11 protein-coding genes are annotated in these 14,869 nt (G+C 73.2%); 7 read left to right on the top strand and 4 right to left on the bottom strand.

What is annotated here, in order from left to right:
* Positions 1–194 precede the first annotated feature (194 nt).
* The 4 genes from OG875_RS23195 (at position 195) to OG875_RS23180 (ending at position 5,132) form a co-directional block, all read left to right on the top strand.
* A complete protein-coding gene (locus tag OG875_RS23195) occupies positions 195–1,199 on the top strand; it encodes an NAD-dependent epimerase/dehydratase family protein (RefSeq protein ID WP_330176148.1) in 1,005 nt (334 codons plus the stop codon).
* A 265-nt stretch (positions 1,200–1,464) separates the two neighbouring features.
* Positions 1,465–2,760: a sensor histidine kinase gene (locus tag OG875_RS23190; RefSeq protein ID WP_330176147.1), complete on the top strand. Its 1,296-nt coding sequence runs from the start codon at positions 1,465–1,467 to the stop codon at positions 2,758–2,760.
* Complete coding sequence (locus OG875_RS23185) at positions 2,745–3,398, top strand: response regulator transcription factor (RefSeq protein ID WP_330176146.1); 654 nt, start codon at positions 2,745–2,747, stop codon at positions 3,396–3,398. The genes OG875_RS23190 and OG875_RS23185 overlap by 16 nt, the downstream gene beginning before the upstream one ends.
* A 219-nt stretch (positions 3,399–3,617) precedes the next feature.
* A complete protein-coding gene (locus OG875_RS23180; protein ID WP_330176145.1) occupies positions 3,618–5,132 on the top strand; it encodes a DUF1996 domain-containing protein in 1,515 nt (504 codons plus the stop codon).
* A gap of 85 nt (positions 5,133–5,217) precedes the next feature.
* On the opposite strand, the gene OG875_RS23175 is transcribed toward OG875_RS23180, so the two are convergent.
* On the bottom strand, positions 5,218–5,757 hold the full coding sequence (locus OG875_RS23175; RefSeq protein ID WP_330176144.1) for a hypothetical protein: 540 nt from the start codon (positions 5,755–5,757) through the stop codon (positions 5,218–5,220).
* A 145-nt stretch (positions 5,758–5,902) separates the two neighbouring features.
* Here OG875_RS23175 and OG875_RS23170 point away from each other — a divergent pair, with 145 nt between their 5' ends.
* Complete coding sequence (locus OG875_RS23170) at positions 5,903–9,049, top strand: alpha-N-acetylglucosaminidase (RefSeq protein ID WP_330176143.1); 3,147 nt, start codon at positions 5,903–5,905, stop codon at positions 9,047–9,049.
* 149 nt (positions 9,050–9,198) lie between these two features.
* The gene (locus tag OG875_RS23165; RefSeq protein ID WP_330176142.1) at positions 9,199–10,149 is read left to right on the top strand and encodes a hypothetical protein; all 951 of its coding nucleotides are present in this window, start codon (positions 9,199–9,201) and stop codon (positions 10,147–10,149) included.
* 20 nt (positions 10,150–10,169) lie between these two features.
* Here the strand turns inward: OG875_RS23165 and OG875_RS31060 are convergent, their stop codons facing one another.
* The gene (locus OG875_RS31060) at positions 10,170–11,045 is read right to left on the bottom strand and encodes a hypothetical protein (RefSeq protein ID WP_443079178.1); all 876 of its coding nucleotides are present in this window, start codon (positions 11,043–11,045) and stop codon (positions 10,170–10,172) included.
* A gap of 52 nt (positions 11,046–11,097) precedes the next feature.
* On the opposite strand from OG875_RS31060, the gene OG875_RS23155 reads away from it, so the two are divergent.
* Positions 11,098–11,835 (top strand): TetR/AcrR family transcriptional regulator, encoded by a 738-nt coding sequence (locus OG875_RS23155; RefSeq protein ID WP_330176141.1) that lies wholly within the window; start codon positions 11,098–11,100, stop codon positions 11,833–11,835.
* 16 nt (positions 11,836–11,851) lie between these two features.
* Here the strand turns inward: OG875_RS23155 and OG875_RS23150 are convergent, their stop codons facing one another.
* Together OG875_RS23150 and OG875_RS23145 are read right to left on the bottom strand one after the other, a co-directional pair.
* Positions 11,852–12,556, bottom strand: coding sequence for a DUF4230 domain-containing protein (locus OG875_RS23150; RefSeq protein WP_330176140.1), 705 nt, complete (start codon positions 12,554–12,556; stop codon positions 11,852–11,854).
* A 116-nt stretch (positions 12,557–12,672) separates the two neighbouring features.
* Complete coding sequence (locus OG875_RS23145; RefSeq protein ID WP_330177871.1) at positions 12,673–14,709, bottom strand: ATP-binding protein; 2,037 nt, start codon at positions 14,707–14,709, stop codon at positions 12,673–12,675.
* Positions 14,710–14,869 lie beyond the last annotated feature (160 nt).

Raw genomic sequence — 14,869 nt, 5'->3', positions numbered from 1 at the left:
CGAACCTGCTATGCCATCACGGCCGGAACCCGCTGTACCCGCGGCCCGGACGCTCCGCCACCCACGGTCCGGACCCGCCCGGTCCCCGGCCCGGACCCGCTGTCTCCACGGCCCCGCCCCGCTCTGCCCGAACCCGCTCTGCCCGCAGCAGAACGCCGCCGGGTTCCGGAGAACGGCGTGGCAGGGTTCCGGACATGCGACTTCTGATTCTGGGTGGTACCGAATTCGTGGGCCGTGCCGTGGCCGAGTCCGCGCTCGCCCGCGACTGGGAGGTGACGGTCTTCCACCGGGGCCGGCACGAGGCCCCGGCGGGCGTCCGTGTCCTGCACGGTGACCGGACCGTGCCCGACGGCCTCGCGGCCCTCACCGGCACGGGCGGCGGGGCGGCGGACGAGTGGGACGTGGTGGTCGACACCTGGTCGCGCGCGCCGTCCGCCGTGCTCGGGGCGGCGCGGGTGCTGGAGGGCCGGGCGGGGAGTTACGCGTACATCTCCAGCCGTTCCGTGTACGGGGTTCCGACGGCGGCCCGTCTCACCGAGGACGGCGCGCTGGTGGAGGGAGCCGCCGCCGACGCGGAGGAGCGTGACTACCCGCGCGACAAGGTCGGCGGTGAACTGGCCGCCCGGGCGGTCTTCGGGGACCGCGCGCTGCTGGTGCGGGCGGGTCTGATCCTCGGCCCGTGGGAGAACGTGGGGCGGCTGCCGTGGTGGCTCGGGCGCGTCGCGCGCGGCGGGCCGGTGCTGGCGCCGGGGCCGCGTGACAACCCGTTGCAGTACATCGACGTACGGGACCTCGCCGAGTGGACGCTCGACGCGGCGGGGCGCGGGCTCGGGGGCCCGTACAACCTGACGAGCGAGTCGGGGCACACCACCATGGGCGAGTTGCTGGAGGCGTGCGTCCGGACGACCGGTTCGGACGCGGAGTTGCGCTGGACGGACCCGGACACGGTCCTCGCCGCCGGGATCGAGCCGTGGACCGACCTGCCGGTGTGGCTGCCGCCCGGGGAACTGCACGACACGCTGCACCAGGGGGACGTTTCCAAGGCCCTGGCGGCGGGGCTTCGTTGCCGGCCGGCGGAGGAGACCGTACGCGACACCTGGGCCTGGCTGCGGTCGATCGGCGGGAAGTCCCCGAGGCGGCCGGACCGGCCGCCGCTCGGGCTGGCACCGGAGGTGGAGGCGGCCGTGCTGGGCCTCTGAGCGACGCGTACCGCCACCAATGCCGGGGGCCGGTGGGACGCGTACGCCACGACAGCCGGGGCGCCGAGCCGCGCGCCGTGACGGCCGTGGGCCGGTGGGACGGGGGATGTCCCGGGTGTCCAAGTGGTGCTGGATACACCCCCGATTGGGGGCCGAAACCGCTCACGCCCGGTCCACCGCTCCCGGCAGACTTGCGTCGTGCCCGGTGAACGGGCGGAGAGCCGGTCGCCGACGGGGCACGGGCGACGAGGAAAGGGACACGGCGATGAGCGGCACGACGAGCGGAACCACGACGAGCGGGGCGAGGAAGGTGGTCGTGGAGGCGGCGACCACCGCCGGCCGGGGGCTGGTGCTGGGGGTCACCGCCCTCGTCGGCTCGATCACGCTGTTCGTCCTGTCGGTGCTCTCGATCAGCTTCGTCCCGCTCGGCATCGGCGTCTTCACCACCCCGTACGTCCTGGCGGCGGTACGGGCGCACGCCAACCGCCGCCGGCTGCTGGCGGCGACCTGGTCGGACGTCCGGATCGCCGTGCCGTACCGGCCGATGCCCGACGACCCGCGCACCGGCGTCACCGGCCGGGTGGAGCGGACGACACTGCTGCTGAAGGACCCGGCGACCTGGCGGGACCTGGGGTGGCTGCTGGTCGACATGACGGCGGGCGCGGCGCTGGCCCTGTTCTCCATGGCGCTGTACGTCTACCCGCTGGAGGGTCTGCTGCTGGCCGCCGGGCTGTGGCGGGTCTTCGAGGACGATCCCTACCCGTACGTCTTCGTCTTCGTCGACAGCCAGCTGACCGGGCTGCTGGCCGCCGCGCTGGGGGTCGTCATCGCCGCGCTGGGCGTGCGGTACGCGAACGACGTGCAGCGCGGCCACTTCCTGCTGGCCAAGTCCCTGCTCGCGCCGGGCCACGACCAGGAACTGGCTCAGCGCGTCGTGCGCCTCACCGAGTCGCGGCACGACGCGGTGGACACCTCGGCCGCCGAGCTGCGCCGTATCGAACGGGATCTGCACGACGGCGCGCAGGCCCGGCTGGTCGCCATGGGCATGGATCTCGGCACGATCGAGGCGCTCATCGAGAAGGACCCGGCCAAGGCCAAGGTGCTGATCGCCCACGCCCGCAAGTCGTCCGCCGAGGCGCTGACCGAACTGCGCGACCTGGTCCGGGGCATCCACCCGCCGGTGCTGGCCGAACGCGGTCTGGGCGACGCGGTGAAGGCCCTGGCGCTGCGGATGCCGGTGGAGACCGACGTCCAGGTGGCGCTGCCCGGCCGCGCGGAGGCGCCGGTGGAGTCGGCGGCGTACTTCGCGGTCAGCGAGCTGCTCACCAACGCGATCAAGCACGCGGGCGCCGACCGGATCTGGGTCGACATGACGTACGCGGAGTCCGCGCTGCGCATCACCGTCGGCGACGACGGAAGCGGCGGGGCGTCGGTCGGTTCGGGCAGCGGACTGAGCGGACTGGAACGCCGGCTCGGTACATTCGACGGCATCCTGGCCGTCAGCAGCCCCGCGGGCGGCCCCACCATGGTCACCGTGGAGATCCCTTGCGTGTTGTCCTAGCCGAAGACCTCTTCCTGCTCCGTGACGGCCTGGTCCGGATGCTGGAGGCGTACGACTTCGAGGTCCTGGCCGCGGTGGAGACCGGGCCCGAACTCACCAGGGCCTTCAAGGAACTTCAGCCGGACGTCGCGGTCGTCGACGTCCGGCTGCCGCCGTCGCACACCGACGAGGGGCTCCAGTGCGCCCTCGCGGCGCGCCGGGAGCGGCCGGGTCTGCCGGTGCTGGTCCTGTCCCAGCACGTGGAGCAGTTGTACGCGCGCGAACTGCTGGCCGACGGCACCGGCGGCATCGGCTATCTCCTCAAGGACCGGGTGTTCGACGCCGACCAGTTCATCGACGCGGTGCGCCGGGTCGCGGCGGGCGGTACGGCGATGGACCCGCAGGTCATTCAGCAACTGCTGTCCCGCAGGGCCCAGGACAAGCCGATCGGCCAGCTCACGCCCCGTGAGCGGGAGGTCATGGAGCTGATGGCGCAGGGGCGGTCGAACGCGGCGATCGCCGCCCAGCTCGTCGTCACGGAGCGTGCGGTGTCCAAGCACACGTCCAACATCTTCGGGAAGCTGGGGCTGCCGGTCTCGGACGACGACAACCGGCGGGTGCTCGCGGTGATCGCGTATCTGGACCGGGGACAGCGGTAGGGCCCCGTCCGGCGGACCTTCGCGGGCCCGGAACGCCCGGCCGTACCCGGGAAGGAGGCCGGGTGGGGGTGTTGCGGGTATCCGCCCGGTTTGTTGATGGAGATTTCTATGAATTCCCCGAGTGGCTGAACAGGTTTCGAACGGCGTCCGTATGGGACGGAGCGCTTCCTCCCCCCGCCGGAGATCCCCCTGAACCGGCAACGAAGCTTGAGGAGTTCCATGGGACGCACGTCTAGAAAACGCTCGACAGTGGCGAACCGGGCCATCGCGGCCTCGGCCGCCTTGATTCTGGGCGGGGGTGGGCTGGTAGCGGTAAATGTCTACGCATCCGCAGGAGAAGGCCGCTCCGGTCCCGACCGTATCCAGAACGCCGGCCGGCAGATGTCCACCATCGACTGTCCTGAGGTCGTCAACGAACTGACCAGGGTGCCGCGCCGGGCGCGGGCCCAGGTCGACCGGGAACTCGCCCGGATGGACACGCAGATCACTGTCGCCTACAAGCGGTTCGCCGACAACAAGGCGAAGTTGGAGAGAGACCCGAAGCTCACCGAGAAGAAGATTCTCAAGCCGCTGAAGCAGCAGCGGCTGGTCAGCCTCAAGAAGATCCGTTCCGCGATCAAGCGCGCGGGTCACCCGCAGAAGAACCTGGACTCGCTCGCGCCGTGCACCATGCGGCCCGACGACGCGGTCAACGAGGGCGATCCGGGCGGCGGCCAGAACGGCGGCGGCCAGGGCGACAACGGCGGTCAGGGCCAGAACGCGGGTCAGGACGGCGGCCAGGGTCAGAACGCCGGTCAGGACGGCGGCCAGGACGGCGGTCAGGGCGGAGAGCAGCCGCCGCCGGCCGGCAACGGCCCCGAGGCCGGGGACTTCGTCGACATCCAGTCCATCGAGCCGAACGTCCAGGAGCCCCAGGCGGGCGAGCAGGCGTCGACGGGCACCTTCACCACCGAGTGCGGACGTAACGAGAACGGCCTTTTCAACTCGGACAACGTCATCGCCGCGCCCGGTGTGAGCAACGGCGCCCACCACAAGCACGACTACGTGGGCAACCAGGCCAACAACGCCTTCGCGAGCGACGACGACCTGGCCAACGGTGAGACGACCTGCAACGAGCAGGGTGACAAGTCCACCTACTACTGGCCCGTGATCCGTCTCCAGAACGGCCAGAACGAGGCCGACGCGGCCGAGGACGGCGGCGGCAAGGACGGCAACGTCGGAGAGATCCAGACCCCGTCCGAGGTCACCCTTCAGTTCGCCGGCAGCGCGGCGTCGCAGGTCACCGCCATGCCGCGGTTCCTCCGCATCATCACCGGCGACGCCAAGGCGTTCGTCAACGGCAACGCGAACGCGAACGCGTCGTGGAGCTGCACCGGTTTCGAGGACCGGCAGCTGAAGGACAAGTACCCGATCTGCCCGGCGGGCAGCCAGGTCGTGCGTTCGTTCAACTTCCAGAGCTGCTGGGACGGAGTGAACACCGACAGCGCGAATCACCGCACCCATGTGGCGTTCGCCGACCAGAACGGCCAGTGCGCCGAGGGATTCAAGGCGATTCCGCAGCTGCGGCAGCGCATCGTGTACGACATTCCGCCGGGCCCCGGATTCGCGGTGGACTCCTTCCCCGAGCAGCTGCACAAGCCCATCACGGACCACGGTGACTTCATCAATGTCTTCGACGACGCCGTGATGACGAAGATGGTCGACTGCATCAACACCGGTAAGGAATGCAATTGAACGAATGAGACCCAAGGTGTGAGGTGAGTTCGAAGCGCCGGCCGGGCTGTGTACGCAGCCCGGCCGGCGTCTTCGTCGTGTCCGCTCAGTTCCCGCCGGTGTGCCCGGCGTGCTCCCCGCCGTCCTCCTGGCCGGTACCGTCCTGACCGGTCTCCTCGTGACCGCCGGTGTCGTGACCGCCGCTCTCGTGTCCGGCGGTGTCACCGCCGGTGGCGTCGCCGCCCTCGTGGTCACCGCCGCCGTGCTCCGCGCCCTTCTCGACGCTCCCGCCCAGCCGGCCGCGCAGCGACTCGATCACCTTCTCGTCGCCGCTGGCGACCCATTTCCTGCCGACGAGATACGCGCCGCCGTAGTCGTTGGCCTCGTTGATCCACTCCCGCAGACCGCGGTCGGTCGCGAACGTGGTGAGGATGTATCTTCCGTCACTCGTTGTGCAGTTGGCCTGACGCAACTCCTCCGCGTCGGTCTGCACGTTCGGGTCGCATGTGGCCTTCTCGGCCAGCTGTTCGAGGCTCCCGGTCGCCGTTCTGGGCACCTTCGGGGCCGCGTCGTCCTTCGCGCCGCAGCCGCTCAGCAGGGCCAGGGCCAGTACCACCAGTGCCACTCGGGGTCGCTCTGTACGCATTCGGCCATCGTGCCCTGTCCGCAAGCCCCCGCGCGAGTGAACGACGCATCGCATCGTTGCCCACCCCCCTCCTCGTCGTTAACGTGCGCTCCGCACGCACCTGTCGTCACACCCTGTAGTCACACCCCGTAACAGAGGACCGCTGATGAACGAGCTGCCGCCGCCCCCCTCGTCCCCCTCCCGGCGCGCCGTGCTGGCGGGCGCCGGAGCCGTCGGGATCGGTACGGCGCTGACCGCGCGTTCCTCCGCCGCGGCCCTCCCCCCGGCCGCTTCCGCCTCCCGCCGGGCCGCAGACCCGGCCGCCTCGGTCGCCGCCGCCCGCGCCGCCGTCGGCCGTCTGCTCCCCGCCCACGCCGACCAGTTCCACTTCCAGGTCCCGGACGGCGGCGGCCCCGAGCGGTTCCGCGTCACCGGCTCCGCCGGCCGGATCGAGGTGTCCGGCACCGACGCCGGAGTCCTGCTCACCGGGGTGCACTGGTATCTGAAGTACACCTGCGGCGCCCATCTCACCTGGTCGGGAAGCCGGACCGACCTCCCGGCCACCCTGCCCGCGCCCCGCCGCCCCCTGGAGCGCTCGGCGACCGTACGCCACCGGTTCGCCCTCAACGACACCCACGACGGCTACACCGCCCCGTACGCAGACTGGCCCCGCTGGGAACGGCTGCTCGACATCCTCGCCCTGCACGGCTGCAACGAGATCCTCGTCACCACCGGACACGAGGCGGTCTACCACCGGCTGCTGACCGGCTTCGGCTACACCGACGCCGAGGCCCGCGCGTGGCTGCCCACCCCCTCCCACCAGCCGTGGTGGCTGCTCCAGAACATGAGCGCGTACGGCGGCCCGCTCTCCCCCGAGCTGATCGGGCGCCGCGCCCGGCTCGGCCGGCGGATCACCGACCGGGCGCGCGAACTGGGCATGTCCCCCGTGCTCCCCGGCTACTTCGGCACCGTCCCCGACGGATTCGCCGCCCGCAACCCCGGCGCCCGGACCGTGCCCCAGGGCAGCTGGAACGGTCTGCCCCGCCCCGACTGGCTCGACCCGCGCACCCCCGTCTTCGCCGAGGTCGCCGCCGCCTACTACCGGCACCAGGGCGAACTCCTCGGCCCGGTCGACCACGTCAAGATGGACCTGCTGCACGAGGGCGGCATCGCCGGCGACGTGCCCGTGGCCGACGCGGCCCGCGCCGTCGAGACGGCGCTCCGCACGGCCCGCCCCGACGCGACCTGGGTGATCCTCGGCTGGCGGAACAACCCCGTACCGGCGCTGCTCGACGCCCTCGACACCGACCGGGTGCTGATCGTGGACGGCCTGTCCGACCTCGACTCCGTGACGGACCGGGAACGGGACTGGGGCGGAACGCCGTACGCGTTCGGCACCATCCCGAACTTCGGCGGCCGTACGACGCTGGGCGCCAACACCGACCGCTGGACGGAACGGTTCACCGCCTGGCGCGACAAACCGGGCAGCGCGCTCGTCGGCACCGCCTACATGCCGGAGGCCGCCGAGCGCGACCCGGCGGCCTTCGAGCTGTTCAGCGAACTCGCCTGGCGCCGGGAGCCGGTCGACCGCGCGAGCTGGTTCCGGTCGTACGCCGATCTGCGCTACGGCGGCGAGGACACCGCCGCACGGGACGCCTTCGGGTTCCTCGCGGCGACCGCGTACCGGCTGACGACCGCCGACGGCCGCCCCGTCGACTCCCTCTTCGCCCACCGTCCCTCGCTCACCGCCCCCGTCGAGACCGGCTACGACACCGCCGAGTTCGACAAGGCGTTCGACTCGCTGCTGGAGGTGGCGGAAGGGCTGCGCGGCTCGGACGCGTACCGCCACGACGTGACGGAACTGGCCCGGCAGGCGCTGGCCAACCGGTCCCGGCTGCTGCTGCCGCAGTTGCGCGGCGCCTACCAAGGAGGCGACACCGAGACGTTCCGCGCGCTGGCCGCGCTGTGGCTGAGACTGCTGCGGCTGAGCGACACCATGGCGGGCTGCCACCGGGCGTTCCTGCTGGGGCCCTGGCTGGAGGACGCCAAACGGCTCGCGACCGGCCCCGAGGAGGCCGTGACGCTGGAGCGGACGGCACGGGCGCTGATCACCACCTGGGCGGACCGCTCGGCGGCCGACGTCCTCAGCAACTACGCCAACCGCGACTGGCACGGCCTGCTCTCCGACGTCCATCTGCCGCAGTGGCAGACGTATCTGGACGGCCTGGCCGACGCACTCGCGGACGGACGGGCGCCCGAGCCGCTCGACGAACGGGACTGGTACCCGGACGAGGAGGCGTGGACACGGGCGCGCGACGCCTACCCGGTCCGGGCCACCGGGGACGCCCACCGGACCGCCCTGCGGGTACGGGACGCCCTGGCCGGCGCCCCGTACCAGGGCACCGTCACCGTCACCGCCGACCCGCCCGCCCTCGCGCCCGGCGCCACGGGCACCCTGCGGGCCGACTTCCGCAACACCAACGGGCTGCGCGGCACCGGCCCCGTCGACCTCACCCTCACCGGCCCCGACGCCCGCCCCGACGGCCCGGCCCGGCTGCCCGCCGTCGAACCGGCCGGCACCGGCTCCGCCTCCTGGTCGGTCACCGCCCCCGGTGAGCCGCTGACGGCGCCGCTGCGCCCGCAGCCGTACGCGCTGGCGCTCACGTACGGGCCCAGCGGCGAGGAGCGCGTACTGACCGTCCGGCGCGGCACCCTGTACGTCGCCGGTCCGCCGGCCGCGCGCTGGCGCACGTACACGAGCAACGGGGCGGTGTTCGGGCAGCTCGGCGACCGCTTCGCGATCAACGGCGGCGGGCGGGACCTGTGGCGGGCGACCGCGCAGTTCGGCACGGCCTACGAAGGAGGCGCCCTCGGGGACGGGGCGAGCGCGACGGTGCGGGTCACCGCGCAGGAGGACACCGGGGCGTGGGCCCGCGCGGGCGTCGTCGCCCGCAACGGCCTCGCGACGCCCGGCTCCCCCGGATTCGTCAACCTGGCGGTGACACCGTCGAGCGGCGTGGTGCTGTCGTACGACGCGACGGGCGACGGCACGCTCGACACCTACCGGCGTGTCACGGGTGTCACCGCCCCGGTGCTGCTGCGGCTGGCGCGCTCCGGCACCAAGTTCACCGGGTCGTTCTCGACGGACGACGGGGCGACCTGGCGCACGGTCGCCACGGTCACGGTGCCGGGCGCGGCCGGTGCGCAGGACGTCGGCCTGTTCATGAGCGCGTCGAACGGCGGCAGCGAACTGCGCGGCACGGTCGAGTTCGACGGATGGGCGGTGTCGGCCGGAGGCCGGAACGGCAAGTAGCGCGGCGGGCGGCGGGGCCCGGACGGTCCCGCCCGGTGGGCGGGTGATCACCGGGTGCCGTGGTGAAGGCCCCGCCGCGGAAGGGGAGTTGACCGCCGCCGTCGGGGCGGGAGCAGTGACCGCGGGACGCGTCGCTCGTTCTGCTGGACGTGCCCCCACCCGACGCCGCCACGGCCTCCGCCCACGCCGCCGCTCCACACCGGCCCGGCCCCTCCCCCGCGCCGGTCGGTGTGGAGGAGGCCGAGGCCGCGCTCGTCGAGCACTACCCCCGGCTGGTGCGGATCGCCTCTCTCGTGCTGCCGCCCGCCCTCGGCCGCAACCGCCGGGTACTCACGGCGCACTCCGTCGTGCAGCGCTCGCTGCCGCGCGCCCGTACGGCCGCGACCCGCGACGACGCATACGCCGTCGTACGCGGTCAGGCGCTGCGGCAGGCACTCGACGCGGGGCGTCCCGAGCGCCGTCGGGTGTGGCCCCGGCGCGGACGGCTTCCGTCGCCGCTGCCGCGCGTGTGGGGCCTGCGGCTGTTCCCGCGCTCGGGCGGCGCCGACGAACTCGCCCCGGACCGGCGCCTGTCGGCGCTCTCCTCCCCCGCCAGGGCCGCCTTCGTACTGAGGGGGCCGGAACGGCTGCCCGATCCGGAGGTGCGGCGCCTGCTCACCGCCGCCGGGGTCGCGGACCCACGCGCGGCACTCGCGGAGGCCGACGGCATCGGTACGGAGGGCGCGGCGCTGCTGGAGTCCCCCGAGTACGACGCCTGTTCGCTCCAGGTGCGCCCGACCGATCTGCTGCGGCGGCTGCCGCCGTCGGCGGCGGCGGCGCAGCCGGGCGCGGGCGCGGCGCGGGCGGAGAACTCGCCGGCGTGCGGCGCGCGGGAGCCGCGCGTGCTGGCGGGCGTGCTGGCGGGCGTGCTGTGGAAGTCGCGCGACGGCGGCTGGTACGTGCTCGCGGCCGGGAGCGACGCGTTCCGTTCCGTGCGGGCGACGGGCGGTGTCACGGGCGAGGCGCGGGGCCGGGTGCTGGCGGTACGGGCGAAGCCCGGTGAGCGCGCGGAACTGGACGGGGCGCCGGCCGACGGGACACGGGCGGGCGCCCCGCGCTGACGGGCCGGGCCCGCCCGTGGTCAGGGCAGGAACAGCACGTCGGTGGCGAGCGTGGCGACGACGACGAAGCCGAGGAGCCAGCTGGCGAGGCGGGTGCGGCCGTACCGGCTCAGTTCGATGACGACTCCGCAGAGGACCGTCGCGAGGCCGTAGACGCCGAGGACGAGCACGGAACTGCCGCCCGCGAGACGGACGGCGAGCACAACGGCCATGGCGACCAGGAGCACCGAGGCGACGATGACACGGATACGGCGGGCCTGGCTCGGGGTGAGGGCGGTGTCGTCGTGCCCGGCGGGGTCGCGGTGGCCGGGGTCCCCGGGACGCTCGTCCGGATGGGGGCGCTCGTCGCGCTCGGCCGGGTCGGCGGGATCGCCGTGGCCGTCCGGACCGGGACGCTCGTCGTGGCCGGGACGCTCCGCCGGCCCGCCCGGATCCGCCCGCTCGTCCGGATCTGCTGGATTGGCGTGGCCGGGACGCACGGCCGGGTCGGCGGGATCGGCGTGCCCGCCCGGATCGGGACGCTCGTCGCGCTCGCTCCGCCCGTCGTGCCCGTCGCGCTCGTCCGGGTCGGCTTCGTCGTCCACCTCGGCGGCGGCGCCGCCCCGTGCGTCAACGCCGCTGCCGTCCTTGTCGTCGCTGTCGCTGCCAGGCACGTCGTCGCGGTCACCGCCGTCTTCGTCGGCGTCCCGTTCCGAGCCCTGCTCCACATCCCGTTCCGAGTCCCGTTCCGAGCCCTGTTCCACGTCCCGTCGCGCGACCCGTTCCGTGTCCGCGGCGCGTTCCGCGCGCTCGTCGTCGGCGCTCTCCCGGTCGAGGTCCGCCGCCTCCCGCTCCTGCTCCGACTCCGGTGCCGGTTCCGGGATTTCGGTGACCTCTTCCTGGTCAGATGCGCTCATGGTCGGCGAGCGTAACCGACAGGCTTCAGCCACCGACGGTTAGGCTGTTCATATGACGACCGGGGTCCGACGCAGAATGGGCGTCGAAGAGAGACGCCAGCAACTGATCGGTGTCGCGCTGGAACTCTTCAGCCACCGCTCGCCGGACCACGTCTCCATCGACGAGATCGCGGCGGCGGCCGGTATCTCCCGCCCCCTCGTCTACCACTACTTCCCGGGCAAGCAGTCTCTGTACGAGGCCGCGCTGCGGCGGGCCGCCGACGAGTTGGCCGACCGTTTCACCGAGCCGCGCGAGGGCCCTCTCGGGGCCCGGCTGCTGCGCGTCATGACGCGCTTCTTCGACTTCGTGGACCAGCACGGCCCCGGCTTCTTCGCGCTGATGCGGGGTGGCCCGGCCGTGGGTTCGTCCACCGCCAACGCCATGATCGACGAGGTGCGGCAGGCGGCGTACGAGCAGATCCTGGCCCATCTGGCGGTCGAGTCGCCGCCGCCCCGGCTGGAACTGGTGGTGCGCTCCTGGGTGTCGCTCGCCGAGTCGACCGCGCTGCTGTGGCTGGACGGCCGCCGTGTCCCGCGCGGTGAGCTGGAGTTGCAGCTCGTGCACGACTTCGCCGCGCTGGCCGCCGTGAGCGCCGCGTACGACGACGAGATGGCCGGAATTCTGCTGCCGATCCTCGCGGACGAGCCGCCCGGCGGCCCGTTCACCGATCTGGTGACCCGGCTGGGCGCCCTCGCGGCAGCGGTGCCGTCACCGCGATCGGCACCGCTGCCCGCCCCGCGCGGGGCGTGAGACACGCGCCGGACCGTCAGCCGGTGCCGTACACCACCGTCACTTCCTTGAAGCCCAGCGACGTCAGCAGCCCTTGCAGCATGCTGGTGGTGTTCTTCTCCGCGCGCTCGGTCAGTTCGCTGTCCTTCGCGGCGGTCTGGATGTGCCGGGCGGCGAGCTTGTTGACGGCGCGCTCGTCGGCCGGGTTGTCGGAGAAGAAGTCACCGAGCCGGTCGAGCAGTCCCCGCTGCTTGGAGACGGCGTACGAGCGGTCCGGGTCCAGCGTGGCCTTGCCCAGCTGGGCGTGCGGCAGCCGCAGTGTCGCGGTGGTCCGCTCCTTGTTGACCTGGACGTTCTCGTCGCTGATCCCGCCGAGGTCCACGTACGACCCGACGCTGCCGGCGCCGACGTAGAGGGTGCGGCTGCCCTTGATGGTGTCCGGGAGGTACTTGGCGTCCTTCTCCAGGTCCACCACGACCTGGAAGTTGCCGGACGCCGCCTGGTAACGGCTGAGGTCCTGGATCGACTTGAGCAGCGTCGGACCCGTGCGGTCCTGGGTCTTCTCGCCGAACACGTCGTCGAAGCCGGGCACGAGGTCGAGCCGGCTGCCGAGCCCGAGCAGCACGACGAGCACCACGAGTCCGACGGGCAGTTTGACCCACCAGGGCGCCCTCGACACGCGCGGGACGCGCCCCTTGCTCCGGGCCGGGTCGTGTTCTGGTTTCACGTCGGTGGACGTCATACCTACCGCATTACCCGTCCACCGGAGTTCACGCACGGAGGGACCCGCAACAAGTTCGCGACAACTCCCCCGCGTACGGCACACCTTGGCGCCCCGCCCCGGCGGGAGCCGCCCGGTTACGGGATCGGTCCCCGCAGCGCCCCGGCCGGACCCGACCGGCCGCCCTCCGCCAGCCCCCGGCCGAACGCCTCCTCGTACACCCGGTCCCCCACCGACGCACGGGCCCGGCGTTCGCACTCGGCCCGCACCTCGGCCAGTTCGGGAGTGCCGCGCTGCGGGTGGCCGACCAGCTGCCAGTACGCCTGGCCGGTGCCGTAGAGGAGCGCGGCGCGTTCGCCGTCGCCCTGCGCGGCCACCGCCGCCGCCAGCAGGTCGAGGCCGAGCGCGATGCCGAAGCTGTCGCGCAGCTGGTGCTTGCCGGCCAGCATCGCGCGGGCGTGGGTCTCCGCCTCGTGCGGCCGGCCGGTCAGCAGCCGGACCAGGGAGAGCTGGTAGTCGGCGTACGAGCGGGTCCAGACCTCGCCGCGTTCCGCGCACTCCGCGCGGAGCTCGGCGGCTTCCCGGCCCGCCTCGTCGAGCCGCCCGAGGCCGGTGAGGGCGAAGACACGGACGAGGCGGCAGCGCAGTTGGGAGGGGTACGAGAACCCGTCGCCGCCCACGGCCTCCAGCGCGCGGTCGGCGAGTGTGTGGCCGGCCTGCGCGTGCCCGGTCATCAGGGAGGTGAGGCCGCTCAGATACGCCGCCGAGAGCGCGGACTCGGGGTCCTTGTCGTGCCGGGCGACCCGGCCGCACCGTTCGCCGAGGCGCCGCGCCTCCTCGTGGTCGCCCTGGAGCATCACGGTCAGGCCGAGCGCCCACAGCGTGCGGGTGCGGTCCGGTCCGAGGGTGTGGTGGGCGGCGAGCGCGCGCTCCAGGTAGATCCTGGCCTCGTGGAGATGGCCGCAGCAGGTCCAGAAGAAGCCGACCCGGCCCGCCATCTCCTGGGCGGCGGCGGGGTCCGTGGCGAGGAGGTGGTCGAGGGCGGCGCACAGGTCGGAGTGGCTGTCGGCGACCCTGGTGTACCACGCGACCTGCTCCCGGCCGAGCCAGCCGCCGTGCGCCTCGCGGACGAGCGCGGCGAAGCGCGCGGCGTGCCGGTCGGCGAGCGCGCGTTCCTCGCCGAGTTCGGCCAGCCAGAGGGCGCCGTACTCGCGCAGGGTGTCGAGCATCCGGTAGCGGGTGCCGTCGCGCCGCAGCACCGAGCGTTCGGCGAGGCCGGTCAGTGCGCGGCCGACACCGTCGGGGGTGAGAGGGCCGCCGGCGCAGACGGCGCGCGCGTCGGTCTCCTCGATGTCGCCGCCGAAGACGGACAGCCGTGCCCACAGCAGCCGTTCGAGCGGGGCGCACAGTTCGTGGCTCCAGCCGATGGCGGTGCGCAGCGCCCGGTGGCGGCGGGGCCAGACGGTGTCGTCGGTGAGGACGTCGAGACGGGAGGTGAGCCGTTCGGCGATCTCCGTGACGGTGTTGTCGGCGAGGCGGGCGCAGGCGAGTTCGAGGGCGAGCGGGATGCCTTCGAGGCGGCGGCAGATCGCGTCGGCGGCGGCTGCGGCGGCCGGGCCGGCGAGGGAGACGCCGGGGGCGGCCGTGGCGGCGCGTTCGCGGAAGAGGGTGAGGGCGAGGCCCTTCTCGTCGTCGCCGTCCAGCGGCAGGGGTGCCACTTCGACGCGTTCCTCGGCGGGGTGGCCGAGCGGCTGGCGGCTGGTGGCGAGGACGGTGAGGCCGGGGGCGGCGGCGAGGAGTTCGCCGACGAGCCGGGCGCAGGCGCCCACCAGCCGTTCGCAGCAGTCGAGTACGAGCAGGGCCCGCCGGTCGGCGAGCCAGGCGCAGAGGGTCTCGACGGGCGTGCGGAGGGTGTGGTCGGAGAGGCCGAGCGCGTCGGAGACGGTGATCAGGAGGAGCCGTTCGTCGGCGAGCGGCGAGAGGTCGACCCACCACACGCCGTCGGGGTACCGCTCGTCGGCGTGATCGGCGGCGCGGAGCGCGAGCCGGGTCTTGCCCACGCCTCCGGGGCCGGTGAGCGTCGTCAACCGGCGCTCCCGCAGTGCGTGTTGGACCACGGCCAGCTCGGCCGTGCGTCCCACGAAACTGGTCTTCTCATCGGGAAGGTGTCCCACCACGGGGGACAGTCTGGACCCGTCGGGGCCCGGGGACCGCCCCCATGGTGAGAATCAGTCAGAAACGGACTTGTTTACTCGGCCTGCCGAAACTCGAACCGCCGCTGATCGGGCTGCCGAAGCGCGAACCGCCCCTGATCGGGCCTGCCGTTGACCGGAC

Source organism: Streptomyces sp. NBC_01498 (genome assembly GCF_036327775.1).
Classification (GTDB): Bacteria; Actinomycetota; Actinomycetes; order Streptomycetales; family Streptomycetaceae; genus Streptomyces.
Note: the sequence above shows the minus strand (reverse complement) of the source record. Positions and strands in the feature narration are given on the sequence as shown.